Source organism: Caballeronia sp. AZ1_KS37, from assembly GCF_023631165.1.
In the GTDB taxonomy this organism is placed as follows: domain Bacteria; phylum Pseudomonadota; class Gammaproteobacteria; order Burkholderiales; family Burkholderiaceae; genus Caballeronia; species Caballeronia zhejiangensis.
On the sequence record NZ_JALQDP010000004.1, the window covers coordinates 172,689 to 198,770 of the forward strand.

Below are 26,082 nucleotides of genomic sequence, written 5' to 3' on the forward strand. Positions count from 1 at the left end.
GAACGCATTAACACGGACATTCGATGGGAATCACAGACGATCTCTTCGCCGAACAGACTGCACCGGACGGCGAACAACTGACGCTCGGCGATTACGCCGAACGTGCTTATCTCGACTACGCGGTGAGCGTGGTGAAGGGCCGCGCGCTGCCCGACGTGTGCGATGGACAGAAGCCCGTGCAGCGCCGCATTCTCTACGCGATGAGCGAGATGGGCCTCGCGGCCAACGCCAAGCCGGTGAAGTCGGCGCGCGTGGTCGGCGACGTGCTGGGTAAATATCACCCGCACGGCGATCAATCGGCGTACGACGCGCTCGTGCGTCTCGCGCAGGACTTTTCGATGCGCTATCCGCTCATCGACGGCCAGGGCAATTTCGGCTCGCGCGACGGCGACGGCGCAGCGGCCATGCGATACACCGAAGCGCGTCTGACGCCGATCGCGCGTTTGCTGCTCGATGAAATCGATCAGGGCACGGTCGATTTCATGCCGAACTACGACGGCTCGTTCGAAGAGCCGAAGCTATTGCCCGCGCGCTTGCCGTTCCTGTTGCTGAACGGCGCATCGGGCATCGCGGTCGGGCTGGCGACGGAAATTCCGTCGCACAATCTGCGCGAAGTCGCGCAAGCCGCTGTCGCGATGATCCGCGATCCGAAGATCGGCCACGCGGGCTTGATGGAGAAACTGCCCGGACCGGATTTCCCCGGCGGCGGGCAAATCATTTCATCGCCGACGGAAATCTCGACGGCCTACGAAACCGGACGCGGCAGCCTGAAGGTGCGTGCGCGCTGGAAGATCGAGGATCTCGCGCGCGGCCAGTGGCAGGTCGTCATCACGGAATTGCCGCCGGGCGTGTCGAGCCAGAAAGTGCTCGAGGAAATCGAGGAACTCACGAATCCGAAGATCAAGCTCGGCAAGAAGACGCTCACGCCCGAGCAGGTGCAGACCAAGCAGTCGATGCTCGCGCTGCTCGACGCCGTGCGCGACGAGTCGGGCAAGGACGCGCCCGTGCGGCTCGTGTTCGAGCCGAAGTCGAGCCGTATCGATCAGACCGAGTTCGTCAACACGCTGCTCGCGTACACGAGCCTCGAATCGAACGCGTCGATCAACCTCGTGATGATCGGCTCGGATGGCCGGCCGCGTCAGAAGGGCATCGTCGAGATCCTGCACGAGTGGATCGGCTTTCGCTTCGTCACGGTGACGCGGCGCACGCAGCATCGTTTGGGCAAGGTCAACGACCGCATCCATATTCTCGAAGGACGAATGATCGTCTTCCTGAATATCGATGAAGTCATCCGCATCATCCGCGAGTCGGAGGAACCGAAGCAGGCGCTGATCGCGCGCTTCAATCTCTCCGACCGGCAGGCCGAAGACATTCTCGAAATCCGCCTGCGTCAGTTGGCGCGGCTGGAGGCGATCAAGATCGAACAAGAGTTGTCCGACTTGCGCGACGAAAAGACGAAGCTCGAAGAACTGCTCAACAGCGACGCCGCGATGAAGCGCGTGCTGATCAAGGAAATCGAAGCGGACGCGAAGCAGTACGGCGACGAGCGCCGCACGCTGATTCAGCAGGAGAAGCGCGCGACGTTCGAGGCGCGTGTCGTCGACGAACCGGTGACGGTGGTCGTGTCGCAGAAGGGCTGGGTGCGCGCGCTGAAGGGCCACGGGCTCGATCCGGCGGGCTTCACGTTCAAGCAGGGCGACGGGCTGTACGCCGCGTTCCAGGCGCGCACGCCGGATTCGCTCGTCGCGTGGGGCAGCAAGGGTCGCGTGTATTCGGTGCCGGTTTCGGCGTTGCCGGGCGGACGCGGCGATGGCGTGCCGGTGACGTCGCTGATCGAGCTCGAATCGGGCACGCATCTGCTGCATTACTTCGCGGCGAATGCTGAACAACAACTGCTGCTGGCATCGAGCAACGGCTTCGGCTTCATCGCGAAGCTCGGCGACATGGTGAGCCGCCAGAAGGCCGGCAAGGCGTTCATGACGATCGATGAAGGCGCGGCACCGCTCGCGCCGATGCCCGTCATTCCGGGCGCAATCTATGTCGCGTGCTTGTCGAGCGCAGGCAAACTGCTCGTCTTCGGCATGGACGAGATGAAGACGTTGTCGGGCGGGGGTCGCGGCGTCATTCTGATGGGCCTCGATCCGAAGGAAACGCTGCGCCAGGCGCTCGCCATCGATGCGCGCGGCGTGATGATGATCGGCACCGGGCGCGGCGGGAAGGTGAGGGACGAGAAGCTCAGCGGATCGCAGTTGCAACTGCATCTCGGCAAGCGATCGAGAAAGGGAAGAGCGCCGGATTCGTCGTTGAAGGTGACGGAGCTGCGGCCGGTGTTCGAGGGGTGATGTTTCAATGGGGCGCCGCGCGCGCTCCATGACAGCATGAAGCCCGCTCAGTGCGGGCTTTTTATCGTCTGTCGTTCGCGAGATTCAGACATCAATCATTTCAACGCTTCTTGGCATCAGTCAGCCCAAGCTCTCGCAGCTGATGCGTGGCCAGTTTCGCGGGCTCGGCGAGGCGAAGATGCTCGAACTGCTCGCGCGCCTTGGTCGCAATGTGCAGATCGTCGTCGGTCCACCGCGGCGCTCGGCGAAGCCGGGGCGGGAAAGCTGCCCGGCGGCCGATATCCGTCACTAAGGCAAGCCTCGGACTGGCATGGGGCATCGGCAAAACATATCCCATTCGCGCGATCCTTAGGGTCACGAATAATCCGGTTCTTTCGCGTGCCACGCTGTCATCGTCGAACAAAATCGGCCGGGCGGGGAACTCCACACTCCGCGCGTATTCCTATGCCTTGTGCCTGCACGTACTCAACAACTCAAATCAGCCCCGGAATTCACAATGAACAAAGCCATCGAAGCGGCGCTCTTTCTGCATTTGCTCGGCGTCGCCGTTTGGATAGGCGGAATGATCTTCGCGCATTTCTGCCTGCGTCCCGCGCTCGGCGATCTCACGCCGCAACTGCGTCTTCCGCTTTGGGAGTCGGTATTCGCGCGCTTCTTCAACTGGGTGGGCGCCTCGGTGATCGTCATCCTGCTCACCGGCGGTTTCCTGCTCATGCAATTCGGCGGCGGTCATGCGGCGTGGCCGCTGCACGCGATGGCCGGTCTCGGCATCGTGATGATGCTGATCTTCGGTCACATCCGCTTCGCCGTTTTTCCGCGCATCCGCCGCGCGGTGCAGGCGCAGAACTGGCCCGATGGCGCGAGGGCGGTCGGCACCGTGAGAAGGCTCGTCGTGATCAATCTCGTGCTGGGCGTCGTGACGATCGGCACGGCGGTTCTTTCGCGCGGCTTCTGATTCGACCCGTCGCTTAAACGCCGCGCTCGTCGCTGAGCGCGGTGCTCGATTCGTGGCCGGCGTCCTTGCGCGATCGCGGGGCGTGTCCGCGCGGCCATCCGCATACGCCGAAACGGTCGAGCAGCGCCTGCACGCCATCCGCCGGCACCGGGCGAGAGAACAGGAAGCCTTGCGCTTCCACCGGCCCGAGCGCGGCGAGCCACGCAATCTGCTCCTCGCGCTCCGTGCCTTCGACAATCACCGTCAACCCGAGCGAGCGCGCCAGATTGACGATCGCCGACACCATCACGCAGACGCTGCGATCTTCCGGAATCGCCTGGATGAACGAGCGATCCACCTTCAGCGTATCGACCGAAAAGCGGTTCAGATACGACAGCGACGAATATCCCGTGCCGAAGTCGTCGAGCGCGATACGCACGCCCAGCCGCTTCAGCGCGACGATCTTCTCCTGCACGAGCTCCGGATACTCCACCATCACGGTCTCGGTGATTTCGAGCTCCAGCTTGTCGGGCGGAATCCCGCTCGCCTCGATCGCGCGCGCGACCGTCTCCAGCAAATCGCCGCGCCAGAACTGCACGGCCGAAATGTTCACGGCGAGCGACAGTCCCGTATAGCCGTCGCGCTGCCATTGCGCGAGCTCCATGCACGCGGTGTGAATCACGAAATCGCCGACCGCGACGATCAGTCCTGTCGATTCCGCCACCGGAATGAACTCGTTCGCCGGAATGAGCCCGTGCTGCGGATGATTCCAGCGCACGAGCGCCTCGAAACCGGTGATGCAGCGGCGCGTCAGATCGATCTTCGGCTGATAGACGAGGAAAAGCTGCTGCTCCGTCAACGCGACGCGCAGTTGCTGCTCCCACTTCATCAAATGGTCCGCGCGATGCGACAACTGCGGCGAATAGAACTGATAGCAGTTCCGGCCCGCGTCCTTCGCGCTGTACATCGCGAGATCGGCCTTCTTCAGCAGATCGATTTCGCTCTCGTTCGACACGGAAAAGAGCGCGATGCCGATGCTCGCATGCAGCACGAACGCGCTGCCGCGCACGTCGAAGGGCGTGGCGAACATCGTCGAGATGTCGTCGGCGAGCGTGACGGCGCGTTGCTCGACGTCGTCGCCCTTCACGACGACCACGAACTCGTCGCCGCCGATGCGCGACAGCGTGCCGCTTTGCCCGACCGTTTCGGCGAGCCGCGACGCGGTCATCTGCAGGACGATGTCGCCGGCGTTGTGGCCGAGCGTGTCGTTGACGGTCTTGAAGTTGTCGAGATCGATGAAGAGCAGCGCCAGGCGCCCGATGTTTTCCGGCTGCGCCACGTCGAGCCTGAGCGCGCGCAGCGTCGAATACCGGTTGCGCAGGCCGGTGAGCAGGTCGTATTCGACGAGATGCGTCATCTCGCGCTCGCGCCCGAGCAGCTTGCCGATGAGGCCCGTCGCGACCGCGAAGAAGCCGAGCATCGCGAGCGAAATGAAGCTCGCCATCAGCAGATAGACATTGCGCGTGTGGTTGTAGTCGACCATCTCCTCGCGCTCGGACAGGCCGACGAGCACGCCGAGCGGATAGCCGTCGATATGCCGGTACGACACGATGCGCTTCACGTGATCGATCGGATCGACGTAGATGCCCGACGCGTGATCGGTCGTCGGATACACGCCGGTCGCGCTGAACGCGGCGTGCGAGCGATCGGCCGGGCCGCTGCGCGCGCTGCCTTTCGCCGGGGCGCTCGCGGCGGCATTCGCGGCGGCGCTCTCGGCCAGGCTGCCGCCCGTGCTGCGCGCGAGCACGGAGCCGTTGTCCGACACGACCGCGATCACGCCTTCGTGCCCGATCGACGCGACGTTGTAGAAGTCGTTCGTGAAATACGCCGGGTCTTCCGACACGACCACGACGCCCGCGAACGAGCCGTCCGGATGATTGAGCCGCCGCGTGATCTGCAGCGTCCAGAGCCCGGATACCCGCCCGCGCACCGGGCGGCTGATGTAGAGCAGATCGTCGTTCGAATGCGCGTGGACCTTGAAGTGTTCGCGGTCGGAGAGATCGATCGGTTTCGGATGCGGATCGGATGTATTGGCGATCAGCGTCCCGTATTCGTCGATCAGCGAAACCTGCACGAGCGTGTCGCTTTGCACGACGCCTTTTTCGACGGTGGCGATCAGATCGAAGTTGTCGGGCGACTTCTCGTACTCGTATTTGACGAAGCGCGTGATCTGGTCGACCTGGTGAATCGCCTTGATGGTGTGCTGTTCGAGCGCCGACGAAAGAATGGCGGCGGACGACATCGACTCATGCGTGGTCGCTTCGCGCTCGACCGACAGCCGGGCGAAGATCACCGCCCACAGCAGCACGAGCACGAAGGTGCCGAGCACGGGAATCGCGAGAAGCGCGCGCCGACGCCGCGCCGACGGCGCGCCGAGGACGGTGTCGGAAAAGGCGTGGGAGCGCGTGCGCTTCATGGGGTGTCCGTCGGCGCTCTGTCGCGTGGCGCCTTGCGTGCTGCGGACTGCGCGAGGTGGATGAAGCGATGCATGTTCTGAGGCGTTCGACCGAAACGAGTGAATATACCGCGCGCGGCGCACAGCGGATGATCGGCGGATATTTTCTCCGAGACCCGATCCACATCTCGATCCACCTCAGGTCCGCGCGCGACGGCCGTTCGGCGAGCCGTTTGCCGCTGCAGCGCCCGAAGCCCGGCATGAGCGAGACGGCGAGCATCCGGTGTCGTCGAGTGCATACGTTTGCGCTGCGGCGCGAGCGGCTCACCCTCACGACGCCTGTCGCCCGCCGATGTGAACCGCCATTGCGTTCCGATCCCCGATTGTTCAGATATTAACGAAGCCGCCGGGATTAAGAAAGGGGCCGCGCTTGGGGGTATACGCGCGGCGTCGGGCAGCGCGTAGGTCATTGTTTCAGATGCGGAATGTGCCGTCGATCACAGTTACCGAGGCGCCGCCGATCCAGATCGGTGCGCCGTCCGCCGCATCGTCGTATTCGATGCTGACGCGGCCATCGCGGCCGAGCGCCGTGCCCTGTCTCACCGTGAAACGCTGGCCGGGCCGCTGGTCCCGCGCGCGCAGCAGCGTCGCGAGTGCCGCGTTCGCGCTGCCCGTCACCGGATCTTCGATGTTCTCCGCGCCGAGCAGAATCACGCGCAATTCGAACGTCGCGGGTCCGCCGGCTTCGTGCGGTCCATACATGGCGATGCCGTGCGTGCCGACTTCCGCGACGAGCGCCGCGAGCGATTCGCGCGCCGCGCCTTGCAGCGACGTCGCGAAACACTGCGCCGCGTCCTTCACGCGCACGACGAGCCACGGCACGCCGTTGTCCAAGGCGGCGGGCGGCGAACTGAAATCGATTACGGCGGGCGCGAGTGCGGCGGCGAGGCGCTCGCACTGCGCATCTGAAAGCGGCGCGATGGTGGCGGGCGGCGCGGCGAACGCCCACTCGCCGCCATCGGCATCGCCATTGGTATCGCCGCGCTGCGCGAGCTCCACGAGTCCGACGCCGCATTCCTGCACGAGCCGGCCGGGCGTCTTCGGCGTGTAACCGGCATCGATGAGCGCGTGCGCGCTGCCGAGCGTCGGATGTCCGGCGAACGGCAGTTCGACTGCCGTCGTGAAGATGCGTACGCGGTAGTCGGCGCGCGGATCGGTCGGCGGCAGGAGAAACGCAGTCTCCGACAAATTCGTCCAGCGGGCGATTTCCTGCATGCGCTCGGCCGTGAGGCCTTCGGCGTCGAAGATCACCGCGAGCGGATTGCCCTTGAATGGAACGGCTGTGAAGACATCGACCTGCTTGAACTGGACGGTGCGTGAGGACATGGTTTTCGAATGCGTTCGATGGAAGGCCCATTCTGCCCCCAATACACTCCGGCGCGGTCTGTGAAAGGCCGCGGTCCGCGCTTCACGTTGCGGTCTGGCGCCGGGCGCGAGCGACCAAATGCGGCGGCAAGCCGCTTCGTCGGCGTTTCACCTTCGACGGTCGACAATGCGAAGTACGCGATCTCGCTGGCGATCGACTATCACCGATCTGAAGGGCGTCTCCGCAGCGGCATACGATTCGCTGACCTTCCGCGTCGCCGTGGTGCGCCCGATGGGGCAGGACCTCGAGTTCCAGAGCTTCGGCCGTCCGGCAAAGTAAGACTCACATGAAGTGACGTGACGCACGCCCCGTTCTCGCGGTCCGGAGACGGGGCGTTGTCATTGGAGCAGGTGTTTGCGTCGCCTCGATGCAGAAGCGAAAGCGCGCCTTACGCGACTTCCGCGATCAGCTCGATCTCGACGCACGCGCCGAGCGGAATCTGCGCGACGCCGAACGCCGAGCGCGCGTGCTTGCCGGCATCGCCGAAGATTTCCGCGATCAGCTCGGACGCGCCGTTCGTGACGATGTGCTGCTCGGTGAAATCGAAGGTCGAGTTGACGAGGCTCATCACCTTGACGATGCGCTTGACCTTGTTCAGATCGCCGACGTGCGCGTGCAGCGTCGCGATCAGGTCGATCGCGACGCTGCGCGCCGCCGCCTTGCCTTCTTCCGTCGTGATGTTGTCGCCGAGCTTGCCGACGTGGACCTTGCCGTCCTTCTTCGCGATGTGTCCGGAGAGATACACCGTGTTGCCGCTCTGCGCGCTCATCACGTAAGCGGCGGCGGGCGCGCCCGCGACGGGCAGGTCGATGCCGAGTTCCTTCAGCTTGTCGTACACGTTCGATGCCATCGGTTGCTCCTCTAAACGTTGAAATCAGATGCTCGCGCGGATCAGCGCGCCGAGCTTCGCGACGCCTTCGTCGATCGTGGCGGGCGGCACCGTCACGAACGAAAGACGCATGGTGTTGTGTTCGGCTTCGTTGGCGAAGAACGGGCCGCCCGGCACGAAGGCCACATTCTGCGCGATCGCCTGTTCGAGCAGCTTCATCGAATCGATGTGTTGCGGCAGCTTCACCCACACGAACATGCCGCCTTCCGGCCGGTTCCATTCGACGCCCGCCGGCATGTGGCGTTCCAGTGCGTCGAGCATCGCGTTGCATTGATCGCGATAGAGCGCGCGGATCTTGGGAACGTGCGTGTCGAGGAAGCCGTCTTTCACCACTTCATAAACGATGCGCTGCGTGAGGCTCGGCGTGTGCAGGTCGGTCGCCTGCTTGGCCTGCACGAGTTTGAAGTGCAACTCCTCGGGCGCGATGATGTAGCCCACGCGCAGGCCCGGCGCCAGCACTTTCGAGAACGAGCCGAGATGCACGATGTGATCGGGCGCCATCGACAGCATCGTGGGCAGCGGCGCGCCCGCGTAGTCCAGCGCGCCGTAGGGATCGTCCTCGATCACCGGGAACGACGCTTTTTGAGCCAGCGCGGCGAGCGCGCGGCGGCGTTCGAGCGGCAGGCGGCGGCCGGTCGGGTTCTGGAAATTCGGCTGCGCGTAGAGCAGGCGCGCGTTCGCGGTGAGCGTGGCGTCGAGCGCTTCGGGGATCAGGCCCGATTCATCGGTCGGCACCTGCACGTAGTGCGGCTCGAATAGCGAGAACGACTGCAGCGCGCCGAGATACGTCGGCGTTTCGACGAGCACGCGGCTGCCCGGATCGACGAGCGTCTTGCCGAGCAGGTCGAGCGCCTGCTGCGAGCCCGTCGTGATGAGCACCTGCGTCGGACGGATATGCGCGCCGTTCACCGAATACCGCTTCGCGATCCACTCGCGCAGCGGCATGTAGCCTTCGGTCGCGCTGTACTGGAGCGCGGCGGCGGGCTGGTCGCGCAGGATGCGTTCGGAGGCGTGGCGCATTTCCTCGACGGGGAACGTCGCCGGCGAGGGCAGGCCGCCCGCGAACGAAATGACTTCCGGCCGCTCCGTGACCTTCAGGATTTCGCGAATCGCCGAACTGGTGAGCTTGCGAGCACGTTCGGAGAGTTGCCACGGCGTGGCGCGGAGATCGGCTTGATTCATGAAATGCCTCGATTGTCTCTGGGGTGATTTCTTATCGCGGAACGTACCGCAAACGTCGATTATCGCGCGAAGGCGTCATCTTGCGTGCGTCGTGCCGGCAGCGACCACGGCCGGCTGCGGCGCGGCGCGCACGGCGGACTTGCGCCCGAGCACGACCGTCACGATGACGGCGGCCGCGTACAGCCACGTCGACCCGCTTACGTGCTCGCCGAAGAAGAGCGCCGAGAACGCCATCGTGAAGAAGATCTGCAGCAGTTGCACTTGCCCGACGCGCGCGATGCCGCCCATCGCGAGTCCGGCGTACCACGCGAAGAAGCCGATGAACTGCGAGAACAGCGTCACGTAGCCGAACGCCAGCCAGGTCTTGAGAGCGAGCGGTTCGGGATGCGTCGCGTGGCTGCCGAACAGTTGCGCCCACGCGAGCCAGCCGACCGGCAGCAGCAGGAACGGCGCCGAGAGCACGAGCGCCCAGCAGATGACCTGCCAGCCGCCCATCTGACGCGCGAGCCGCGCGCCTTCCGCATAACCGAGCGCGCCGATGCCGACCGCTACGAGCATCAGCAGGTCGCCGGCCTGCAGCCCGCCGCCGCCCGCCTGCAACGCGAACGCGACGACGATCCCGCTGCCCGCGATCGCGCTCGCCCAGAACGCCTTCGACGGCCGCTCGTGCGAGAGCCACGCGGCATAGATGGCGACGCACAGCGGCTGCAGGCCGTTCACGACCGCGCCGTGCGACGCGGGCACGGTTTTCATCGCCCACGCGGAAAACACCGGAAACGCGATGATGACGCCCAGCGCGACCACCGCGAGGCTCTTGACCTGCGGCCACGTCGGCAGCTTTTCGCGACGCCACAAAAGCAGCGCGGCGGCGGGAATGGCCGCGACGAGCGCGCGTCCGAGGCCGTTCAGGATCGGATTGACTTCCGCGACGACGATGCGCGTCATCGGCAGCGTCAGGCTGAAAATGACGACGCCGATCAGGCCGAGCAGCATGCCTTCGGTTTCGCGGGTCTTCATTGTGCGGTGTCTCCGTGGTCGGTCATGTCGGGTGATTCCGTTTTCTTCGGGCGACGTGGCTTCGATGCCGCCCGCGCCTCGGCCTGTTCCGCCGATTCGCCGAGCGTGAGCGTCGTGCCATCGGGCAGATCGAACTGCGCGACGAGCACCGGCGCGCCCGCCGTCTCCTCGACGCGCATCAGATGCGCCGCGCCGAGCCACGCGAGCTGCTCCGCCACGGCCCGCGCGCGCGGATGAAACCCCGTCAGCGAACGCAGCGCGATGCCGGTTTCCGGCAGCGCGCCGCTCGGATGACGCGGCGTGTCCCACTGAATCAGCGACGGCAGCACGCCATCGCCGGCGCCCTGCCACGCGGGGAACGCGCCGTCGTCGGGTACGGTCAGGCCCCAGGTATTGCCTGCGCGCGACATCGCCGCGACGGGCGCGATGCGCTCCGGATACTGCTCGCGCCAGCGCGCGAGCGACTTCGGCCGGTCCACGCGCGCGACCCAGTGCACGAGCTGCGGTCCGTGCTCGTCGAGGCGGCGCTGCATCGACGGATCGTCGAGTGCGAAAAGGCGTGGCCGCGCTGCTTCGGCATTCGCCGCCGGATCGATCGCGATCACTTCGAGATACGCGCCGCCCCACAGATTCAGCAACCGGTTATGCGTGCCCATCAGCGGATGCGCGCCGCCGGGCGCGGTTTCCACGCCGAATTTCGCGGCGACGAACTGCGCGCCTTCTTCCAGCGTGCGTGCGGCGATTACGAGGTGATCGAGTTTCAGTCGATGGTCGGTCATGACGGGCAAAGCGATAAAAAGGGCCGATAGCATAGCGCTTCGTTCGCACGCGACGCGCAGCCCGAAAGCAAAATGTAGCCGCTTGCACCGGAACAGTAACGGTACAATCGGCCCCATACTATTCGGTACACTTTTTGACGGCCCAGTCACGCTGCGCGCCGCAGACCGGAGGCCCGCATGTCCGTTCCGCTCGATCAGATTCCCGCCCCGCACGACGCCGCGCAGCTCACGCTCGTCGATCAACTGGTGCAATGGGGGCGCAGGCGCATCGACGAGCGCGTATTTCGTCCGGGCATGCGGATGCCGTCGATCCGCAAACTCGCGCTGGATAAAGGCGTGTCGCGCTTTACCGTGGTCGAGGCGTACGAGCGGCTCGTCGCGCACGGCTATCTCGATTCGCGGCGCGGCTCCGGTTTTTACGTGCGCGAGCGCATCGCGCCGACGCTCGTCGCGAAGGGCGAGACGCCCGCCGTCGCGGCGGATCGCGAGCCGGTGCAGAACACCATCGACGTGGTCTGGCTGCTGCGCAACATGCTGCATACGTCCAGTCCTGAAAAAGGGCCGGGGCTCGGCTATTTGCCGGGCCGTTGGCTCGACGGCGAATTGATCACCAACGCGCTGCGCTCGCTGTCGCGCCAGAGCGGGGCGCAGATGCTGGGCTTCGGCACGCCGCAAGGCTTTTTGCCGCTGCGCCAGCAGTTGCAGACGCGGCTCGAGGAACTGGAGATCGGCGCGTCGGCGGCGCGGCAGATCGTGCTCGTGTCGGGCATCACGCAGGCGATCGATCTCATTTCTCGTCTCTATGTGAAGCCGGGCGATGCCGTGATCGTCGGCGATCCGGCGTGGTTTCAGATGTTCGGCCGCTTCGCTTCGCAAGGCGCGCGGCTCGTCGGCATGCCGTACACGCCCGACGGCCCCGATCTCGATGCGCTGGAGACGCTCGTCGCGACCTGGCGGCCGAAGATGCTCATCATCAATTCGGTGCTGCAGAATCCGACCGGCACGTCGCTGACGGCGGCGCAGGCGTACCGCATCCTGCAACTCGCGCAGGAATACGACTTCATCGTCGTCGAGGACGATGTCTACGGCGATCTGTGTCCCGCTGGCTTTCCCGCGACGCGCCTCGCATCGCTCGATCAGTTGAAGCGCGTGATCTTCCTCGGCAGCTTTTCGAAGACGCTCGCGGCGAATCTGCGCGTCGGGTATATCGCGGCGGCGCCGGAAGTCGCGAAAGCGCTCGCGGATCAGAAGATGCTCGTCGGCATGACGAGTCCCGAGCTCAACGAGCGCGTCGTCTACAAGGTGTTGACGGAAGGGCATTACCGGCGTCACGTCGAGCGGCTGCGGGCCCGGCTCGACGGCGTGCGCGACAAGACCGCGCGCATGCTGGAAAAAACCGGCCTCAGACTTTTCGCGCCGCCGGCTGCGGCGGGCATGTTCCTGTGGGCGGACGCGGGCATCGATTCCGATGGACTCGCGGCAGCCGGACACGAAGCCGGCTTTCTGCTGACGCCCGGCAGCCTGTTTTCGCCGCATCAGTCTCCGACGACGTGGATGCGCTTCAACATCTCCAATTGCGGCGATCCGGCCTTGCCCGCCTTGCTGTCGAACTATCTGGAAAAGGCCGCGCGGCGCAGCGCCTAGCGGCGCCGTCCGGCAAGCCTTGGCAGATTGCGGCGCGCGGCGGGCGCGCGGATGAACTCCGCGAGCACGGTCTCATAGAGCGCGAGCGCGCCGGGCGTATGCCGGTAGCGATGCTCGTAAAGGCGGTTTTGCCCGTCGCAGAACTTGAGCGCGAAATAATCCGCGAGCAGGTTGCCTTGCGCTTCCATGTTGTAATCGCAGAGGCGCTTGTCATCGGCGAGCGTGTACGCATACCGCAGGCCGATGCGAATCGCGCCGCGCAGCCGCACCGGATAGCCGAGCTGGAATTGCCAGACATGCGTCATCTCGTGGATGAACCACATGCGGTCGGCGATGTCGCAGGCGGAGAAGTCGTCCTGAAAACATCCGCGCGGAAAATAGAGGTTGCCGTTCGGCGCCATCGCCGTGCGGCGCGGCTGCAGGCCGAACGGCAAATAGGCGCGCGCGTGCACGCGCGCCCGCGAATAGTCGATGGCGTCGCGGAAGATCGAACGGGCGATGTCGATCTCGCCGGGTGTGAGTGCGCGGGCGGTGCGGTGCATGCAGGCATCATAACGGCGTGCACGTCGCTCTTGAAATCGAGCGGCGCGCCCTTATATCGGACGAATTCGGCCAACACGGCCAACGCATCCGCATCAACGAAATCAAAGAGGAACCGACATGGCGCAAGAAACCATGAGCTTTCAGGCAGAAGTGAAGCAGCTTCTGCATCTGATGATCCATTCGCTCTACAGCAACAAGGAAATTTTCCTGCGCGAGCTGATTTCCAACGCATCCGATGCCGCGGACAAGCTGCGCTTCGAAGCCATCGAGAACAGCGCGCTCTACGAGAACGATCCGGATCTGCGCATCCGCGTGTCGTTCGATAAAGCCGCGCGCACGGTCACCATCGACGACAACGGCATCGGCATGAGCCGCGACGAAGCGATTTCGCATCTCGGCACGATCGCACGTTCGGGCACCAAGGAATTCTTCTCGAAGCTCTCCGGCGACCAGCAGAAGGACGCGGCGCTCATCGGGCAGTTCGGCGTCGGCTTCTATTCGGGTTTCATCGTCGCGGACAAGATCACGGTCGAGACGCGCCGCGCCGGTCTCGCGGCGAACGAAGGCGTACGCTGGACGAGCGCGGGCGAGGGCGATTTCGAAGTCGAGGATATCGAGCGCGCGCAACGCGGCACGACCATCACGCTGCATCTGCGCGCGGACGAGGACGAGTTCCTGTCGACGCATCGTCTGAAGTCGATCATCCAGAAATATTCGGATCACGTCGCGCTGCCCATCCTGATGAAGAAGGAAGAGTGGGACGCCGAAAAGAGCGAGATGGTCACGAAGGACGAGGACGAGACCGTCAACCAGGCGAGCGCGCTCTGGACGCGTCCGAAGAACGACATCACGGACGAGCAGTACAAGCAGTTTTATCAGCACGTTTCGCACGATCACGACGAGCCGCTCGCGTGGACGCATAACCGCGTCGAAGGCCGCAGCGAGTACACGCAACTGCTGTACGTACCGAAGCACGCGCCGTTCGATCTGTGGAACCGCGAGCATCGCGGCGGACTGAAGCTCTACGTGAAGCGCGTGTTCATCATGGATGACGCCGAGCAACTGCTGCCCGCGTATCTGCGTTTCGTGAAGGGCGTCGTCGATTCCGCCGATCTGCCGCTCAACGTATCGCGCGAAATCCTGCAGGAAAGCCGCGACGTGAGGGCGATTCGCGAAGGCGTGACCAAGCGCGTGCTGTCGATGCTCGAAGAGCTCGCGACGTCTTCGGCCGAAGCCACCGAAGACGCCGACAAGCAGAAGTACGCCACGTTCTGGAACGAGTTCGGGCAAGTGCTGAAGGAAGGCATCGGCGAGGACTTCAGCAATCGCGAGCGCATCGCGAAGCTGGTGCGTTTCGCATCGACGCACAACGACAGCAACGAGCAGAACGTGTCGCTCGCGGACTACGTTGCGCGCATGAAGCCCGAGCAGACGAAGATCTATTACGTCACCGCCGATAGCTGGCAGGCCGCGAAGAACAGCCCGCATCTCGAAGTGTTCCGCAAGAAGGGCGTCGAAGTGCTGCTGCTGACGGACCGCGTCGACGAGTGGATGCTGTCGTTCCTCAATGAGTTCGATGGCAAGCCGCTGCAGAGCGTCGCGCGCGGCGACCTCGATCTCGGCGCGCTCGACGACGAGGAAAAGCAGCAGCAAGAGAAGGTCGGCGAGGAAATGAAGCCGCTCGTCGAGAAGATGAAGGAAGCGCTCGAAGGCAAGGCGAAGGACGTGCGCCTCACGTTCCGTCTCACCGATTCGCCGAGCTGTCTCGTCGCGGATGAAGGCGACATGAGCGGTTATCTGCAACGCATGCTGAAGGCAGCGGGGCAGAACGCGCCGCAAGCGGAACCGATTCTCGAAGTGAATCCTGAGCATCCGCTGGTGAAGTCGTTGAATGCGGATAACGCCAATTTCGTCGACTGGTGTCATCTGCTGTTCGATCAGGCGTTGCTGGCCGAAGGCGGCGCGCTGGAGGACCCGGCGAGCTTCGTGAAGCGCACGAACGCGTTGTTGCTTGCGCGGTAAGTCTTTGCAGGTGATTTGAATGAACGCGCCGCCGGGGAACGGGCGGCGCGTTTTTTACTTGCTCTTGCGTTCCTTGTTCGACTGAGCGATGAGCGATGCCGCCATCCTTCGGGTCTCTTCCGAATACTTCGGGCTTCTCAATGCTTCCGATGCCTTGTGTTCCATTGCCGCGCCGGTCTGTTTGTTCGTGTGGCGCTGCGCGAGAACCGATCCCGCGAAGCTCTTCGCAATCTTCGATGCGTGCGGATCATGCAATGTCTTTTCGGCGATCTCGGTGACTGCTTTCGACGACTGTTTCTTGTTGATTGTCATAGTCTTGTTTCATTGATTGTTCGTCTGGACGCCGCGCCTCGGTGATGCAGTGTTCGCGGCCAATCCCCTTATATCCGTGGATGGCGAGCAATTCCAGCCGAAACGTCCGAATAGCGGGTGCCTCTATAATCCGCCGCATGCTCACGCCCAACGATCCCATCGACGCACACTGGCGCGTCGTCCCGCTTGCCTCGCTCACCGACGCTCAAAAGGACTGGCTCACGCGCGGCGGCTCGCTGACCGCGCATCTGCGCACGCTCGGCGCGGTGACGGTCGAAGTGACGCGCGAAGCCGTCGCTATGCCGTGGCGCGACGAATGGCGCGCGCTCGATGTCACGCCGCGCACGCCCGTCTGGACGCGCGAAGTCACGCTCAAGGTCGATGGCGCGCCGTTCGTCGTCGCGCATAGCGTCGTGCCGCTTTCGCACAGCACGGGTATCTGGCAATCGATGCGCCGTCTGCGCACGCGTCCGCTTGCCGAACTGCTTTATAGCGATGGCAGCGTGTCGCGCTCGGCGCTCGTCAGCAGAAGGATCACCGCGCGGCATCCGCTGCATCGGCTGGCATCGGCGCATGGGGAAAGCGCGCATGCGCTCGTCGCGAGACGATCCGTGTTCAAGCGTCACGGCGCGCCGCTGATGGTCACCGAATGCATGCTCGATGCGCTCTGGACGCGCCTCGACGTATCAGCCGCGAAAAAGCACCATTGGGAACACGCGCGTTCGCTCGAACATCTGAGCTCGCATGCGAAGCGCGTCGCGCACGGCGAGGCGAAATGAAGCTCGCGGGATTCGAACCGGTCGGCGATGACGTCACGCACACCCTCATCCTCGGCAGCTTTCCGGGCGTCGCATCGCTGGCGGCGACGCAGTATTACGCGCATCCGCGCAATCAGTTCTGGCGGCTCGTCGGCGCGGCGATCGGGGAACCGCTCCACGAACTGAGCTACGACGAACGTCTGGCGCGCCTGAAGCAGCACGGCATCGGCTTATGGGACGTACTCGCCGCGTGCGAACGCGAAGGCAGTCTCGATGCCGCGATCCGCAACGCATCGCCCAACGACTTCGCCGTGTTCCGCACGCGCTTCCCGAACTTGCGCAAGGTCTGCTTCAACGGCAAGACCTCGGGCAAGTTCGCGCCCGTCCTTGCAGCGGCAGGCTACGCGACGCTCGTGCTGCCGTCGTCGAGCGCGGCCAATGCTATCCTCTCGTTCGATCAAAAATTGCGCATCTGGCGCGACATCCTCACCACACAATGACGAATCTCATCAAGCGCGCGTCGGCCGAAGCCCGCGCGTTCGGCCGCAAGAAAGACAACGCCAAATCGAAGCGCAATCGCGACGATGACGAGCTCGCGAACGCCCCGCGCATCGAGGCGCCGCGCAAGCCGCGCTTCGCGCCCGTGACGTTCTCGGAAGAGGGCGGCGTGCGCTATCTGCATTTCGGCACCGAATGGGTGCAAGGCGCGATGCGTTTGAAGAAGCCCGATCACATCGAGCTCGAATACGCGCAGCAGATGATGGCGTGGCTGCTCTTCATCGAAACGCCCGAGCGCATCGCGCAACTCGGTCTCGGCGCGGCCGCGCTCACGAAGTTCTGTTACCGCTTTCTCAAGCGCGCGAAGGTCGAAGCCGTCGAACTGAACCCCGCGGTCGTGATCGCCGCGCGCGCGATGTTCGAACTGCCCTATGACGACGCGCGCCTCACCGTCACCGAGCGCGACGCGTGGGAGTTCGTCAACGATCGCGCGAACCACGGCACGATCGGCGCATTGCAGATCGATCTCTACGACGCCACCGCGCGCGGCCCCGTCCTCGACAGCGTGTCGTTCTATCGTGCGTGCCGCGCGTGTCTCACGCCCGAGGCGGGCGTCGTCACGATCAATCTGTTCGGCGATCATCCGAGCTTCGTGCGCAACATGCGGCATCTGAACGAAGCGTTCGATCATCGCGTGATCGCGCTGCCCGAAGTGCACGACGGCAATCGCGTCGCGCTCGCCTTCGCCGGTCCCGCGCTCGACGTGCCATTCGCCGCGCTCGAAACGCGCGCGAAGCTCATCGAAGCCCAACTCGGCCTGCCCGCGCGCAAGTGGGTGAAGGGTCTCGCCGAAAGCGCGGGCATCCCGACGACGGGTTCGTTCTCCATCTGACCGAACATGCATCGGGCCGGAGCGTGCGTTCTGGCCCTTTCGCGGCTATCACAGAAGCAAGCAGAGAAATCAGCGGAATCTGAATAGTCGGGATTCTCCCTGATTTGAGCGCTATTTATCGGTCCATATACTCCCTCTGTTATTTCGGGGCGCTTCAAGCGGCATGTCTACCCGACGACCGGCATCCCGCCGGGCTCGCAATAACGACAAAACAAGAGGAGACCGTTCATGGCTCACGAAGCTACGACCGGCACCGGACAACCGCGCAACAAGCATTGGCTGTGGCTTCTGATCCTTCCGTGGATCGGTGTGGTCTGGGTGCCTTTCTACAACAAGATCGAGCCCGTTCTGTGGGGCTTTCCGTACTTCTACTGGTATCAGCTGCTGTGGGTGCTGATCAGCGCCGTCATCACCGCCGTCGTCTATAAGAAGACGAAGGCGCTGCCCTCGGGACGAAAGAACGGAGGCGCGCGATGATGAACACCACCGCAACCTTCGTCTTCGTCCTCTTCTTCGTCGGCGTCACGATTCTCGGCTTCATCGCCGCGCACTGGCGCAAGGGCGATCTCGCCCAGCTCGACGAATGGGGCCTCGGCGGACGCCGCTTCGGCACCATCGTCACGTGGTTCCTGCTCGGCGGCGATCTCTATACCGCCTACACGTTCGTCGCGGTGCCGGCGCTCGTGTTCGGCGCGGGCGCGACGGGCTTCTTCGCGCTGCCGTACACGATCCTCATTTATCCATTCGCGTTCGTCGTGTTTCCGAAGCTCTGGAGCATCGCGAAGCGTCACGGCTATGTGACCGCCGCCGACTTCGTGCACGCGCGCTACAACAGCCGCATGCTCGCGCTCGCCGTCGCGCTGACGGGCATCGTGGCGACCATGCCGTACATCGCGCTGCAACTCGTCGGCATCGAAGTGGTGATCGGCGCGCTCGGCTTCTCGACGCAGGGCTTCGTCGGCGATCTGCCGCTCATCATCGCGTTCGCGATTCTCGCCGCGTACACGTACACGTCGGGCCTGCGCGCACCCGCGATGATCGCCGTGGTGAAGGACGTGCTGATCTACGTCACCATCATCGCCGCGATGATCGTGATTCCAGCGCAGCTCGGCGGCTTCGGCCATATTTTCAGCACCGTGCCGCCTGAAAAGCTGCTGCTGAAAGCGCCCGATGCCGCGAGCCTGAACGGCTACAGCGCGTACGCGACGCTCGCGGTCGGCTCGGCGCTCGCGCTCTTCCTGTACCCGCACTCGGTGACGGCGATTCTGTCGTCGAATTCGGGCAACACGATCCGCCGCAACATGTCGCTTCTGCCGGCGTACTCGCTCGTGCTCGGCCTGCTCGCGCTGCTCGGCTACATGGCGCTCGCCTCGGGCGTGAAGGACATGCCGGAATACGCGCAGTACTTCAAGGCCTACGGCGCGAACTTCGCCGTGCCGGCGCTGTTCCTGCACTACTTCCCGTCGTGGTTCGTGGGCGTGGCGTTCGCGGCGATCGGCATCGGCGCGCTGGTGCCGGCGGCGATCATGTCGATCGCGGCGGCGAACCTGTACACACGCAACGTGCATCGCGAGTTCGTCAACACGAACATGACGCCGGAGCAGGAGACCAACGTCGCCAAGCTCGTGTCGCTGATCGTGAAGGTCGGCGCGGTGGTGTTCATTCTCGCGCTGCCGCTCACGTACGCGATCCAGCTGCAACTGCTCGGCGGCATCTGGATCATCCAGACGCTGCCCGCGCTCGTGCTCGGCCTCTATACGCGCGTGCTCGATCATCGCGGCTTGCTGATCGGCTGGGCGACGGGCATCGGCGTCGGTACGTGGATGGCCGTGTCGCTGCAACTGAAGGGCTCGATCTATCCGCTGCATCTGTTCGGCTACGTCGTGCCGGGCTACGCGGCGGTGTGGGCGCTGATCGCGAACCTCATCGTTTCGATCGTCGTGAGCGTGCTCGTGCGCGTTCTCGGCCTCAAGCGCTCCGACGACCGCACGCGTCCGGAAGATTATCTGGACATCGTGGAAGGCTGATTCCGGCCGTCGCGCACCTGCCCGGCGCGGCGCGCGAAAAGCTGGTAAAACGCCCGTAACAGGCTTCTCGCCTTTGCGGGCGTTTTTTTGGACAGCCTTCGTGTGAGCGAACCATGCTTTCTCCGACATCGACGTCAATCAGGCGCGGCCGTCTCTCACGCCTCGTTCACTGGGTCACGTCGCCGTACTTCCGATACCGGCACGCGAACCTGATCCACGGGCTGCGCGTCGGCCTTGCCGTGGCAATGTCGATCGCCGTCACGACGGGCGTCGACATGCCGCACGGCATCTGGGCGACGGTGTCGGTGCTCGTCGTGATCGGCGGGCTGCAGCACTACGGCAACATCCGCAAGAAGGCCGCCGAACGCGCCATCGGCACGACGCTCGGCGCGGGCTTCGGCCTCGTGCTGATTCTCGCGGAGACGCTGACCGGCTCGCAGATGGTGTTCTTCGTGCTGATGTGCCTGGTCGCGGGCGGCTGCGCGTATTACGCCATCGGCAAGCCGGGCTATGTCGCGCTGCTCACGGCGATCACGATGGTCATCGTTTCCGGGCACGGCGACTTGCCGCTTTCCACGGGTTTGTGGCGCACGGCCAATGTGATGATCGGCGTCGTGATCGCGCTCGCGTTCTCGTTCGTGCTGCCGCAATACGCGACGTATTCGTGGCGCTACCGTCTCGCGGACAATCTGCGCGAATGCGCGAGGATCTACGGCGCTTTATTGGATGGCACGCCGCTCGTCGCCGAGGACACGGCGCGCCGCATGTATGCGATGAGCCAGCGGCTCGTGCAGGCGCGCGCGCTGATGGAGTCGGTCGCGAAGGAAACCGATGTGCCGATGGCGCGGCTGGAAGAGATCCAGCGCCTGCATCGCTCGATTCTCGCGGCGCTGGAAATGCTCGTGACGTCGATGCCGGAAGTCTCGGGCGCAACGCCCAGCCGTTTTGCGATTGCGTGCTCGCCGGGCGAATACGCGGTGCGCGGACAGCTCCTGCAGATGGCGCGCGCGCTGCGCTTCGGGCGCGTCGGTTTGCTGTATCGCGCGATGGATGCGTCGGGCGCGCCGCAATCGATCGCCGCCGACGACGAGAACGCGACGACGCAGGGCATGCACTGGCTCGCGATGCGTTTCGTCGAGCAGGTGGATCGCTTGCGGATGCGGCTGTCGGAAATCGAGCGGCAGTGGAATATCGAAGGGGCGCGGCCGCTCAATCCATGAAGCAGTGAATGCTCAGGCTGCCTGCACTTCGGCTTCGTGCACCACGTTGATGAGCCAGGGCACGCCGAAACGATCCGTCAGCATGCCGAAGCCTTGTGTCCAGAACGTGGATTGCCACGGCGTGAGCACGTTGCCGCCTTCGGCAAGCATGTTGAAGATGCGCTCGCCGGATTGCGCGTCGTCCGCGGCGATCGACAGCGTGAAGCCCGAATAGTCCTTGCGCGGCTGACCATAGCGGCCGTCGGACACCAGAATCGCGTTCGGGCCGACGCAGAATACCGCATGCATGATCTTGTCTGCCCAGTCGGGCGGGGCGTTGCCGCCGTCCGGCGCATCGCGGAAGCGCACCAGCGCGGCGATCTGCGCCCCGAACGCGGCCTGATAGAGTTCGAGCGCCTCGGCGCAGTCGCCGTTGTAGAAGATATAGGTATCCAGTTGCATGACCGAATGACTCCGTGCATATAAAGCGGACATGCCGCCAGAGCCCGAAAGTCTATTGCAACGGCGTCCTACGTCGACTCGGAAACGGTCAAATTAGGTCAAGAAGCAGCGAAATGGAAAAAACCGCAAATCGCACCAGTGATCCGGCGCGATTCGCGGTTCTGTTTTCAGCGCGCTTATTGCAGCGCGGTGATCAGCTTTTCGAGCTTGATCGCATCGGCGGCGAAAGCGCGGATGCCTTCCGCGAGCTTTTCGGTCGCCATGGCGTCGTCGTTGACGAGGAAGCGGAACGTCGGCTCGTCGACGGCGATCTTCTCCACGTTCTCGTTCTTCACGCTCTCCGGCGAGAGCTTGCGCTCGACCTTTTCGTTGCTGTCGGCGAGTTTCTTCAGCAGATCGGGGCTGATCGTGAGCAGGTCGCAGCCCGCCAGTTCGGTGATCTGACTCACCGTGCGGAAGCTCGCGCCCATGACTTCCGTCTTGTAGCCGAACTTCTTGTAGTACGAGTAGATGCGGCGCACCGACTGCACGCCCGGATCGTTCGCGCCGCCGTTTTTCACTTCGTCCCATTCCGCGCCGGCCGACTTCTTGTACCAGTCGTAGATGCGGCCGACGAACGGCGAAATAAGCTGCGCGCCCGCTTCGGCGCACGCGACCGCTTGCGCGAGCGAGAAGAGCAGCGTCATGTTGCAGTGAATGCCTTCCTTCTGCAGCACTTCGGCCGCGCGGATGCCTTCCCACGTCGACGCCAGCTTGATCAGCACGCGATCGCGACTGATGCCCGCGTTCTCGTACAGCTTGATGATGTCGTGCGCCTTGTCGATGGACGCTTTCGTGTCGAACGACAAGCGCGCGTCGACTTCGGTGGACACGCGGCCCGGAATGATCTTGAGAATCTCGGTGCCGAACGCGACGAGCAGATTGTCGATGATCTGCGGCATCGGCTTCTTCGCGTGCTCCTTGACGGTCTTTTCGAGCAGCGGCTTGTAGTCGTCCTTCTGGACGGCCTTCAGGATCAGCGACGGATTGGTCGTCGCGTCCTGCGGCTTGAATGCGATGAATTGCTGGAAGTCGCCCGTGTCGGCGACGACGGTCGTGTATTGCTTGAGCTGGTCGAGAGCGGATGTCATGTCGAGTCTCAGACGCGTGGCGTCTTGTCAAATTGCGGAAAACAACCCGCGGATTGCCCATGATTGCGACGCCGCGCGGCGACTTCGTTCGCGCGGCGCGCCCCTGAATTCATTTTCCCATTCTAGTCCCGAGCGCGGCGAACGCGCTGATACCGTGCGCGCACGCACGCGGCGTGCCGGAATTCGACCGGCGCGCCGCCTCGCGCGTTCAATCGCGTTCAAGCGCGTTCAATCGCGTTCAATGGCGTTCAATCGGCCGCGTAAGCGAGCTCGTGCCAGCGCCGCACCGTGCCCGAGTCCAACTGGCCGCGCGCGAAACGCATCTTGCGGACTTCGTCGAGCGCGTGCGCGTCTTTCGCCGGATCGCCGCAGTTCATCTTCAGGACGACGTCCTGGACGTGCCCGGCGTCGTCGAGCAGCACGCGCACGATCGTCTTGCGCTTCGGTGCGGTGCCAGGCGGCGTGGAGCGCGCCAGCAGTCTGTCGATCAAAGCCATGACGGAAATGCCAAAAACGATTGCGGAAGCATCGGCCGGAAATCGGGGCCGATTCCGCCATTGTAGGCTGCGTCAGGCGCGTCTGGCATTGAGCACGACATGCGTCACAACGCCCGCGATCAAGCCCCAGAACGCGGAGCCGATCGACAGCAGCGTGAGGCCCGACGCCGTCACCATGAACGTGACGAGCGCGGGTTCGCGTTGACGCGCGTCCTGCATCGCGTTGGCGAGGCCGCTCATGATCGAGCCGAAGAGGGCGAGCGCCGCCACCGACACGACGAGCTCCTTCGGAAACGCCGCGAACAGCGCCGCGATGGTCGCGCCGAACGTGCCCGCGAGCAGATAGAACACGCCGCACCAGACGGCCGCCGTGTAGCGCTTGTCGCGATTCTCGTGCGCCTCGCGGCCGGTGCAGATCGCGGCGGTGATGGCGGCGAGATTCACGCCGTGCGAGCCGAACGGCGCGAGCACGAGCGACGCGAGGCCGGTCGTCGAGATGAGCGGGGCGGAAGGCGTCGTGTAGCCATCGGCGCGCAACACGGCGATGCCTGGCACGTTTTGCGAGGCCATCGCGACGACGAAAAGCGGAATGCCGATGCTGATCGCCGAGGCGATCGAGAACGCGGGCATCGTGAAGACGGGATGCGCGAGCGCCACATGAAAGCGCGAAAAGTCGAGCAGCCCGAGCGCGCCCGCGACCGCGATGCCGACGACGAGCGTCGCCGGGATCGCGTAGCGCGGCAGGAAGCGCTTGCCGGCGAGATACGTGAAAAACATCACGATGACGAGCGAGGTGCGATGCTCGGCGGCGCGAAAAATCTCGATGCCGATCTCGAACAGGATGCCCGCGAGCAGCGCGGCGGCGATGCCCGACGGAATGCGCTTCATCAGCGTGTCGAACCAGCCGGTCAGGCCGACGGCGGTCAAGAGCACCGCGCAGACGATGAACGCGCCGATCGCATCGGCGTAGGCGACGTTCGGCAGCGACGAGACGAGCAGCGCCGCGCCCGGCGTCGACCATGCGACGACGATCGGCGCGCGATAGCGCAGCGACAGGCCGATCGTGCAGACCGCCATGCCCATCGAGAGCGCCCAGATCCACGAGGAAATCTGCGCATCGGACAAATGCGCGGCCTGGCCCGCCTGGAACATCAGGACGAGCGAACTGGTGTAGCCGGTCATCATCGCGACGAAACCGGCGACGATCGTGGAGAGCGACGTATCAAAGAGGAAACGCGGCGCGGCGGGCGCCGGAGCGGAAGCTTTCATTCGGGTGTCTCGATTACTTCGACAGGGCGCGCATGGCGGTTTCGAGGCCGGCCATCGTCAGCGGATACATGCGATTGCCGAGCACGTTGCGGATCGCGGAGATCGACTGGCGATATTCCCATAGCCGCTCGGGCTCGGGATTGAGCCATGCGTGATGCGGGAATTGATCCGCGAGACGGCGCAACCACACCGCGCCGGCCTCGGCATTGTTGTATTCGACGGAGCCGCCCGGCTGCAGCACTTCGTAGGGACTCATGGTGGCGTCGCCGACGAAGATCAGCTTGTAGTCCGGCGTGAACCTGTGCAGCACGTCGAAGGTCGGCGTGCGCTCGGTGTGACGGCGGCGGTTGTTCTTCCACAGATAGTCGTACACGCAGTTGTGGAAGTAGTAGAACTCGAGATGCTTGAACTCGGCCTTCGCCGCCGAGAACAACTCTTCGACGCGCTTGATGTGATCGTCCATCGAGCCGCCGACGTCGAGCAGCATCAGCACTTTCACGTTGTTGTGGCGCTCGGGCACCATCTTGAGATCGAGCCAGCCGGCGTTGGCGGCGGTGCTGCGGATCGTGCCGGGCAGATCGAGCTCTTCGTTCGCGCCTTCGCGCGCGAAGCGCCGCAAGCGCCGCAGCGCGACCTTGATGTTGCGCGTGCCGATTTCGACCTGATCGTCGTAATCCTTGTACGCGCGCTCGTCCCACACTTTCACGGCGGTGCGGTTCCCCGCCGATTCCCCGCCGATGCGAATGCCTTCCGGGTTGTAGCCGCCATGCCCGAAGGGCGACGTGCCGCCCGTGCCGATCCATTTGTTGCCGCCTTCGTGACGCTCCTTCTGCTCGTCCATCAGTTCCTTCAGGCGTTCCATGAGCTTGTCGAGGCCGCCGAGCGCCTCGATGCGCTTCTTTTCTTCCGCCGTGAATTCGCGTTCGAGCCGCTTCCTGAGCCAGTCGAGCGGAATGTCGAAGACTTCGTCGGGAAGCTGCGTCAGGCCGTGGAAATACGCGCCGAACGCGCGATCGAACTTGTCGAAGTACTTCTCGTCCTTCACGAGCGTCATGCGGGCGAGGAAATAGAACTCGTCGAGCGAGGGCGAAATGACCTGCGCCTTCAGCCCTTCGAGCAAGGTCAGATATTCCTTCACCGAAACGGGCAGCTTCGCGTCGCGCAGCGAGTAAAAGAAGTCGATCAGCATGGCGCGCTCTCCATCGTGCTTAACGTTCGAGCCGGAAATTCAGATTGGCGCGCACCGCCGGCCATTCCGAGCGGATGATCGAAAACACGACGGTGTCGCGCAACACGCCGTCCTTGCCGACCTGATGATTGCGCAGAATGCCGTCCTGCTTCGCGCCGAGCCGCGCGATCGCCGTGCGCGACGCGTGGTTCATGAAATGCGTCCGGAATTCGACGGCGATGGCATCGAGCCTGTCGAAGGCGTGCGTGAGCAGCAGCAGCTTGGCTTCGGTGTTGAGCGCGGTCTTCTGCACGCGCTTCGCATACCACGTATGCCCGATCTCCAGCCGACGATTCGCTTCGTCGACGTTGAAGTAACGCGTCGATCCGACGATGTCGCCGCTCTTCGCATCGATCACCGCGAATGGATGCGCGCCCGAGCGGTTGCGCATGTCGAGCGCGGTGTCGATATAGGCGCGCGTCTTGTCGGGCGGCGGCACGAAGGTGTACCAGAGCTTCCACAATTGGCCATCGCTCGCGGCGGCCGTGAGGGCCTGCTCGTGCTCGGGCGTGAGCGGCACGAGCCTGACGTGTTCGCCTTGCAGCGTGACGGGTTCGATCCAGCGGCTCATGTCGTT

General features: G+C 64.2%; 25 protein-coding genes. 11 read left to right on the forward strand and 14 right to left on the reverse strand.

The window, feature by feature from the left end; translation table 11 throughout:
- The first annotated feature begins 23 nt into the window (after nt 1-23).
- From parC to NCS00_RS04635, 3 genes are all read left to right on the forward strand, one after another.
- Nucleotides 24-2,342: a DNA topoisomerase IV subunit A gene (gene parC, locus NCS00_RS04625; RefSeq protein ID WP_250439413.1), complete on the forward strand. Its 2,319-nt coding sequence runs from the start codon at nt 24-26 to the stop codon at nt 2,340-2,342.
- A 97-nt stretch (nt 2,343-2,439) separates the two neighbouring features.
- Nucleotides 2,440-2,634, forward strand: a complete 195-nt coding sequence (locus tag NCS00_RS33315) for a helix-turn-helix domain-containing protein (protein ID WP_277621788.1) — start codon at nt 2,440-2,442, stop codon at nt 2,632-2,634.
- Between the two features lie 204 nt (nt 2,635-2,838).
- Nucleotides 2,839-3,297, forward strand: a complete 459-nt coding sequence (locus tag NCS00_RS04635; RefSeq protein ID WP_008350729.1) for a CopD family protein — start codon at nt 2,839-2,841, stop codon at nt 3,295-3,297.
- Nucleotides 3,298-3,310: 13 nt separating this feature from the next.
- On the opposite strand, the gene NCS00_RS04640 is transcribed toward NCS00_RS04635, so the two are convergent.
- From NCS00_RS04640 to NCS00_RS04665, 6 genes are all read right to left on the reverse strand, one after another.
- A complete protein-coding gene (locus NCS00_RS04640; RefSeq protein ID WP_034471280.1) occupies nt 3,311-5,752 on the reverse strand; it encodes a bifunctional diguanylate cyclase/phosphodiesterase in 2,442 nt (813 codons plus the stop codon).
- A gap of 453 nt (nt 5,753-6,205) precedes the next feature.
- Nucleotides 6,206-7,117, reverse strand: a complete 912-nt coding sequence (locus NCS00_RS04645) for a PhzF family phenazine biosynthesis protein (protein ID WP_250439415.1) — start codon at nt 7,115-7,117, stop codon at nt 6,206-6,208.
- A 428-nt stretch (nt 7,118-7,545) separates the two neighbouring features.
- Entirely contained in the window at nt 7,546-8,007 is a 462-nt protein-coding gene (locus tag NCS00_RS04650; RefSeq protein ID WP_008350722.1) for a RidA family protein, read from the reverse strand.
- A gap of 24 nt (nt 8,008-8,031) precedes the next feature.
- Complete coding sequence (locus NCS00_RS04655; protein ID WP_008350720.1) at nt 8,032-9,228, reverse strand: aminotransferase-like domain-containing protein; 1,197 nt, start codon at nt 9,226-9,228, stop codon at nt 8,032-8,034.
- 75 nt (nt 9,229-9,303) lie between these two features.
- Nucleotides 9,304-10,245 carry a DMT family transporter gene (locus NCS00_RS04660; RefSeq protein ID WP_008350719.1) on the reverse strand — a complete coding sequence of 314 codons (942 nt, stop codon included), beginning with the start codon at nt 10,243-10,245 and terminating at the stop codon, nt 9,304-9,306.
- Complete coding sequence (locus NCS00_RS04665; RefSeq protein ID WP_051079033.1) at nt 10,242-11,024, reverse strand: VOC family protein; 783 nt, start codon at nt 11,022-11,024, stop codon at nt 10,242-10,244. Before NCS00_RS04665 ends, NCS00_RS04660 begins: the two co-directional genes overlap by 4 nt.
- Before the next feature lie 177 nt (nt 11,025-11,201).
- Here NCS00_RS04665 and NCS00_RS04670 point away from each other — a divergent pair, with 177 nt between their 5' ends.
- Nucleotides 11,202-12,668, forward strand: a complete 1,467-nt coding sequence (locus tag NCS00_RS04670; RefSeq protein ID WP_250439417.1) for an aminotransferase-like domain-containing protein — start codon at nt 11,202-11,204, stop codon at nt 12,666-12,668.
- Here the strand turns inward: NCS00_RS04670 and NCS00_RS04675 are convergent.
- On the reverse strand, nt 12,665-13,210 hold the full coding sequence (locus NCS00_RS04675) for a hypothetical protein (protein ID WP_008350716.1): 546 nt from the start codon (nt 13,208-13,210) through the stop codon (nt 12,665-12,667). The two genes, NCS00_RS04670 and NCS00_RS04675, sit on opposite strands and share 4 nt — an antisense overlap.
- A 118-nt stretch (nt 13,211-13,328) precedes the next feature.
- On the opposite strand from NCS00_RS04675, the gene htpG reads away from it, so the two are divergent.
- Entirely contained in the window at nt 13,329-15,233 is a 1,905-nt protein-coding gene (gene htpG / locus NCS00_RS04680) for a molecular chaperone HtpG (RefSeq protein ID WP_008350715.1), read from the forward strand.
- Between the two features lie 54 nt (nt 15,234-15,287).
- Here htpG and NCS00_RS04685 read toward each other — a convergent pair whose 3' ends face one another.
- On the reverse strand, nt 15,288-15,545 hold the full coding sequence (locus NCS00_RS04685) for a hypothetical protein (RefSeq protein ID WP_008350714.1): 258 nt from the start codon (nt 15,543-15,545) through the stop codon (nt 15,288-15,290).
- A 137-nt stretch (nt 15,546-15,682) separates the two neighbouring features.
- On the opposite strand from NCS00_RS04685, the gene NCS00_RS04690 reads away from it, so the two are divergent.
- The 6 genes from NCS00_RS04690 (at nt 15,683) to NCS00_RS04715 (ending at nt 20,940) form a co-directional block, all read left to right on the forward strand.
- A complete protein-coding gene (locus NCS00_RS04690; RefSeq protein ID WP_250439419.1) occupies nt 15,683-16,324 on the forward strand; it encodes a chorismate--pyruvate lyase family protein in 642 nt (213 codons plus the stop codon).
- Nucleotides 16,321-16,803, forward strand: a complete 483-nt coding sequence (locus NCS00_RS04695; RefSeq protein ID WP_008350711.1) for a DNA-deoxyinosine glycosylase — start codon at nt 16,321-16,323, stop codon at nt 16,801-16,803. The genes NCS00_RS04690 and NCS00_RS04695 overlap by 4 nt, the downstream gene beginning before the upstream one ends.
- On the forward strand, nt 16,800-17,693 hold the full coding sequence (locus NCS00_RS04700) for a class I SAM-dependent methyltransferase (RefSeq protein ID WP_250434271.1): 894 nt from the start codon (nt 16,800-16,802) through the stop codon (nt 17,691-17,693). Before NCS00_RS04695 ends, NCS00_RS04700 begins: the two co-directional genes overlap by 4 nt.
- 228 nt (nt 17,694-17,921) lie before the next feature.
- Nucleotides 17,922-18,170, forward strand: a complete 249-nt coding sequence (locus NCS00_RS04705; protein ID WP_008350708.1) for a DUF3311 domain-containing protein — start codon at nt 17,922-17,924, stop codon at nt 18,168-18,170.
- Entirely contained in the window at nt 18,170-19,720 is a 1,551-nt protein-coding gene (gene mctP / locus NCS00_RS04710; protein ID WP_008350706.1) for a monocarboxylate uptake permease MctP, read from the forward strand. Before NCS00_RS04705 ends, mctP begins: the two co-directional genes overlap by 1 nt.
- Before the next feature lie 113 nt (nt 19,721-19,833).
- On the forward strand, nt 19,834-20,940 hold the full coding sequence (locus NCS00_RS04715; RefSeq protein ID WP_175981858.1) for an FUSC family protein: 1,107 nt from the start codon (nt 19,834-19,836) through the stop codon (nt 20,938-20,940).
- A gap of 12 nt (nt 20,941-20,952) precedes the next feature.
- Here the strand turns inward: NCS00_RS04715 and NCS00_RS04720 are convergent, their stop codons facing one another.
- The 6 genes from NCS00_RS04720 to NCS00_RS04745 all read right to left on the reverse strand — a co-directional run bounded on the left by NCS00_RS04720 (nt 20,953) and on the right by NCS00_RS04745 (nt 26,076).
- A complete protein-coding gene (locus tag NCS00_RS04720; protein WP_008350703.1) occupies nt 20,953-21,381 on the reverse strand; it encodes a VOC family protein in 429 nt (142 codons plus the stop codon).
- 176 nt (nt 21,382-21,557) lie between these two features.
- On the reverse strand, nt 21,558-22,511 hold the full coding sequence (gene tal / locus NCS00_RS04725) for a transaldolase (RefSeq protein ID WP_008350701.1): 954 nt from the start codon (nt 22,509-22,511) through the stop codon (nt 21,558-21,560).
- A 248-nt stretch (nt 22,512-22,759) separates the two neighbouring features.
- Nucleotides 22,760-23,008 carry an energy transducer TonB gene (locus NCS00_RS04730; RefSeq protein ID WP_250439421.1) on the reverse strand — a complete coding sequence of 83 codons (249 nt, stop codon included), beginning with the start codon at nt 23,006-23,008 and terminating at the stop codon, nt 22,760-22,762.
- A gap of 72 nt (nt 23,009-23,080) precedes the next feature.
- A complete protein-coding gene (locus tag NCS00_RS04735; protein ID WP_034471259.1) occupies nt 23,081-24,277 on the reverse strand; it encodes a benzoate/H(+) symporter BenE family transporter in 1,197 nt (398 codons plus the stop codon).
- Between the two features lie 13 nt (nt 24,278-24,290).
- On the reverse strand, nt 24,291-25,466 hold the full coding sequence (locus tag NCS00_RS04740) for a vWA domain-containing protein (RefSeq protein WP_008350694.1): 1,176 nt from the start codon (nt 25,464-25,466) through the stop codon (nt 24,291-24,293).
- A 19-nt stretch (nt 25,467-25,485) separates the two neighbouring features.
- The gene (locus tag NCS00_RS04745) at nt 25,486-26,076 is read right to left on the reverse strand and encodes a GNAT family N-acetyltransferase (RefSeq protein WP_034471257.1); all 591 of its coding nucleotides are present in this window, start codon (nt 26,074-26,076) and stop codon (nt 25,486-25,488) included.
- Nucleotides 26,077-26,082 lie beyond the last annotated feature (6 nt).

Excerpts from the sequence above, each read along its gene's own strand:
- htpG (WP_008350715.1), top strand. The coding sequence starts at position 13,329 with ATGGCGCAAGAAACCATGAGCTTTCAGGCAGAAGTGAAGCAGCTTCTG.
- NCS00_RS04675 (WP_008350716.1), bottom strand. The coding sequence starts at position 13,210 with ATGCACCGCACCGCCCGCGCACTCACACCCGGCGAGATCGACATCGCC.
- NCS00_RS04695 (WP_008350711.1), top strand. The coding sequence starts at position 16,321 with ATGAAGCTCGCGGGATTCGAACCGGTCGGCGATGACGTCACGCACACC.
- NCS00_RS04735 (WP_034471259.1), bottom strand. The coding sequence starts at position 24,277 with ATGAAAGCTTCCGCTCCGGCGCCCGCCGCGCCGCGTTTCCTCTTTGAT.
- parC (WP_250439413.1), top strand. The coding sequence starts at position 24 with ATGGGAATCACAGACGATCTCTTCGCCGAACAGACTGCACCGGACGGC.
- NCS00_RS04645 (WP_250439415.1), bottom strand. The coding sequence starts at position 7,117 with ATGTCCTCACGCACCGTCCAGTTCAAGCAGGTCGATGTCTTCACAGCC.
- NCS00_RS04690 (WP_250439419.1), top strand. The coding sequence starts at position 15,683 with ATGCTCACGCCCAACGATCCCATCGACGCACACTGGCGCGTCGTCCCG.
- NCS00_RS04720 (WP_008350703.1), bottom strand. The coding sequence starts at position 21,381 with ATGCAACTGGATACCTATATCTTCTACAACGGCGACTGCGCCGAGGCG.
- mctP (WP_008350706.1), top strand. The coding sequence starts at position 18,170 with ATGAACACCACCGCAACCTTCGTCTTCGTCCTCTTCTTCGTCGGCGTC.
- NCS00_RS04715 (WP_175981858.1), top strand. The coding sequence starts at position 19,834 with ATGCTTTCTCCGACATCGACGTCAATCAGGCGCGGCCGTCTCTCACGC.
- NCS00_RS04700 (WP_250434271.1), top strand. The coding sequence starts at position 16,800 with ATGACGAATCTCATCAAGCGCGCGTCGGCCGAAGCCCGCGCGTTCGGC.
- NCS00_RS04730 (WP_250439421.1), bottom strand. The coding sequence starts at position 23,008 with ATGGCTTTGATCGACAGACTGCTGGCGCGCTCCACGCCGCCTGGCACC.
- NCS00_RS04740 (WP_008350694.1), bottom strand. The coding sequence starts at position 25,466 with ATGCTGATCGACTTCTTTTACTCGCTGCGCGACGCGAAGCTGCCCGTT.
- NCS00_RS04665 (WP_051079033.1), bottom strand. The coding sequence starts at position 11,024 with ATGACCGACCATCGACTGAAACTCGATCACCTCGTAATCGCCGCACGC.
- NCS00_RS04650 (WP_008350722.1), bottom strand. The coding sequence starts at position 8,007 with ATGGCATCGAACGTGTACGACAAGCTGAAGGAACTCGGCATCGACCTG.
- NCS00_RS04660 (WP_008350719.1), bottom strand. The coding sequence starts at position 10,245 with ATGAAGACCCGCGAAACCGAAGGCATGCTGCTCGGCCTGATCGGCGTC.
- NCS00_RS04705 (WP_008350708.1), top strand. The coding sequence starts at position 17,922 with ATGGCTCACGAAGCTACGACCGGCACCGGACAACCGCGCAACAAGCAT.
- NCS00_RS04655 (WP_008350720.1), bottom strand. The coding sequence starts at position 9,228 with ATGAATCAAGCCGATCTCCGCGCCACGCCGTGGCAACTCTCCGAACGT.
- NCS00_RS04635 (WP_008350729.1), top strand. The coding sequence starts at position 2,839 with ATGAACAAAGCCATCGAAGCGGCGCTCTTTCTGCATTTGCTCGGCGTC.
- NCS00_RS04640 (WP_034471280.1), bottom strand. The coding sequence starts at position 5,752 with ATGAAGCGCACGCGCTCCCACGCCTTTTCCGACACCGTCCTCGGCGCG.
- tal (WP_008350701.1), bottom strand. The coding sequence starts at position 22,511 with ATGACATCCGCTCTCGACCAGCTCAAGCAATACACGACCGTCGTCGCC.
- NCS00_RS04685 (WP_008350714.1), bottom strand. The coding sequence starts at position 15,545 with ATGACAATCAACAAGAAACAGTCGTCGAAAGCAGTCACCGAGATCGCC.
- NCS00_RS04745 (WP_034471257.1), bottom strand. The coding sequence starts at position 26,076 with ATGAGCCGCTGGATCGAACCCGTCACGCTGCAAGGCGAACACGTCAGG.
- NCS00_RS04670 (WP_250439417.1), top strand. The coding sequence starts at position 11,202 with ATGTCCGTTCCGCTCGATCAGATTCCCGCCCCGCACGACGCCGCGCAG.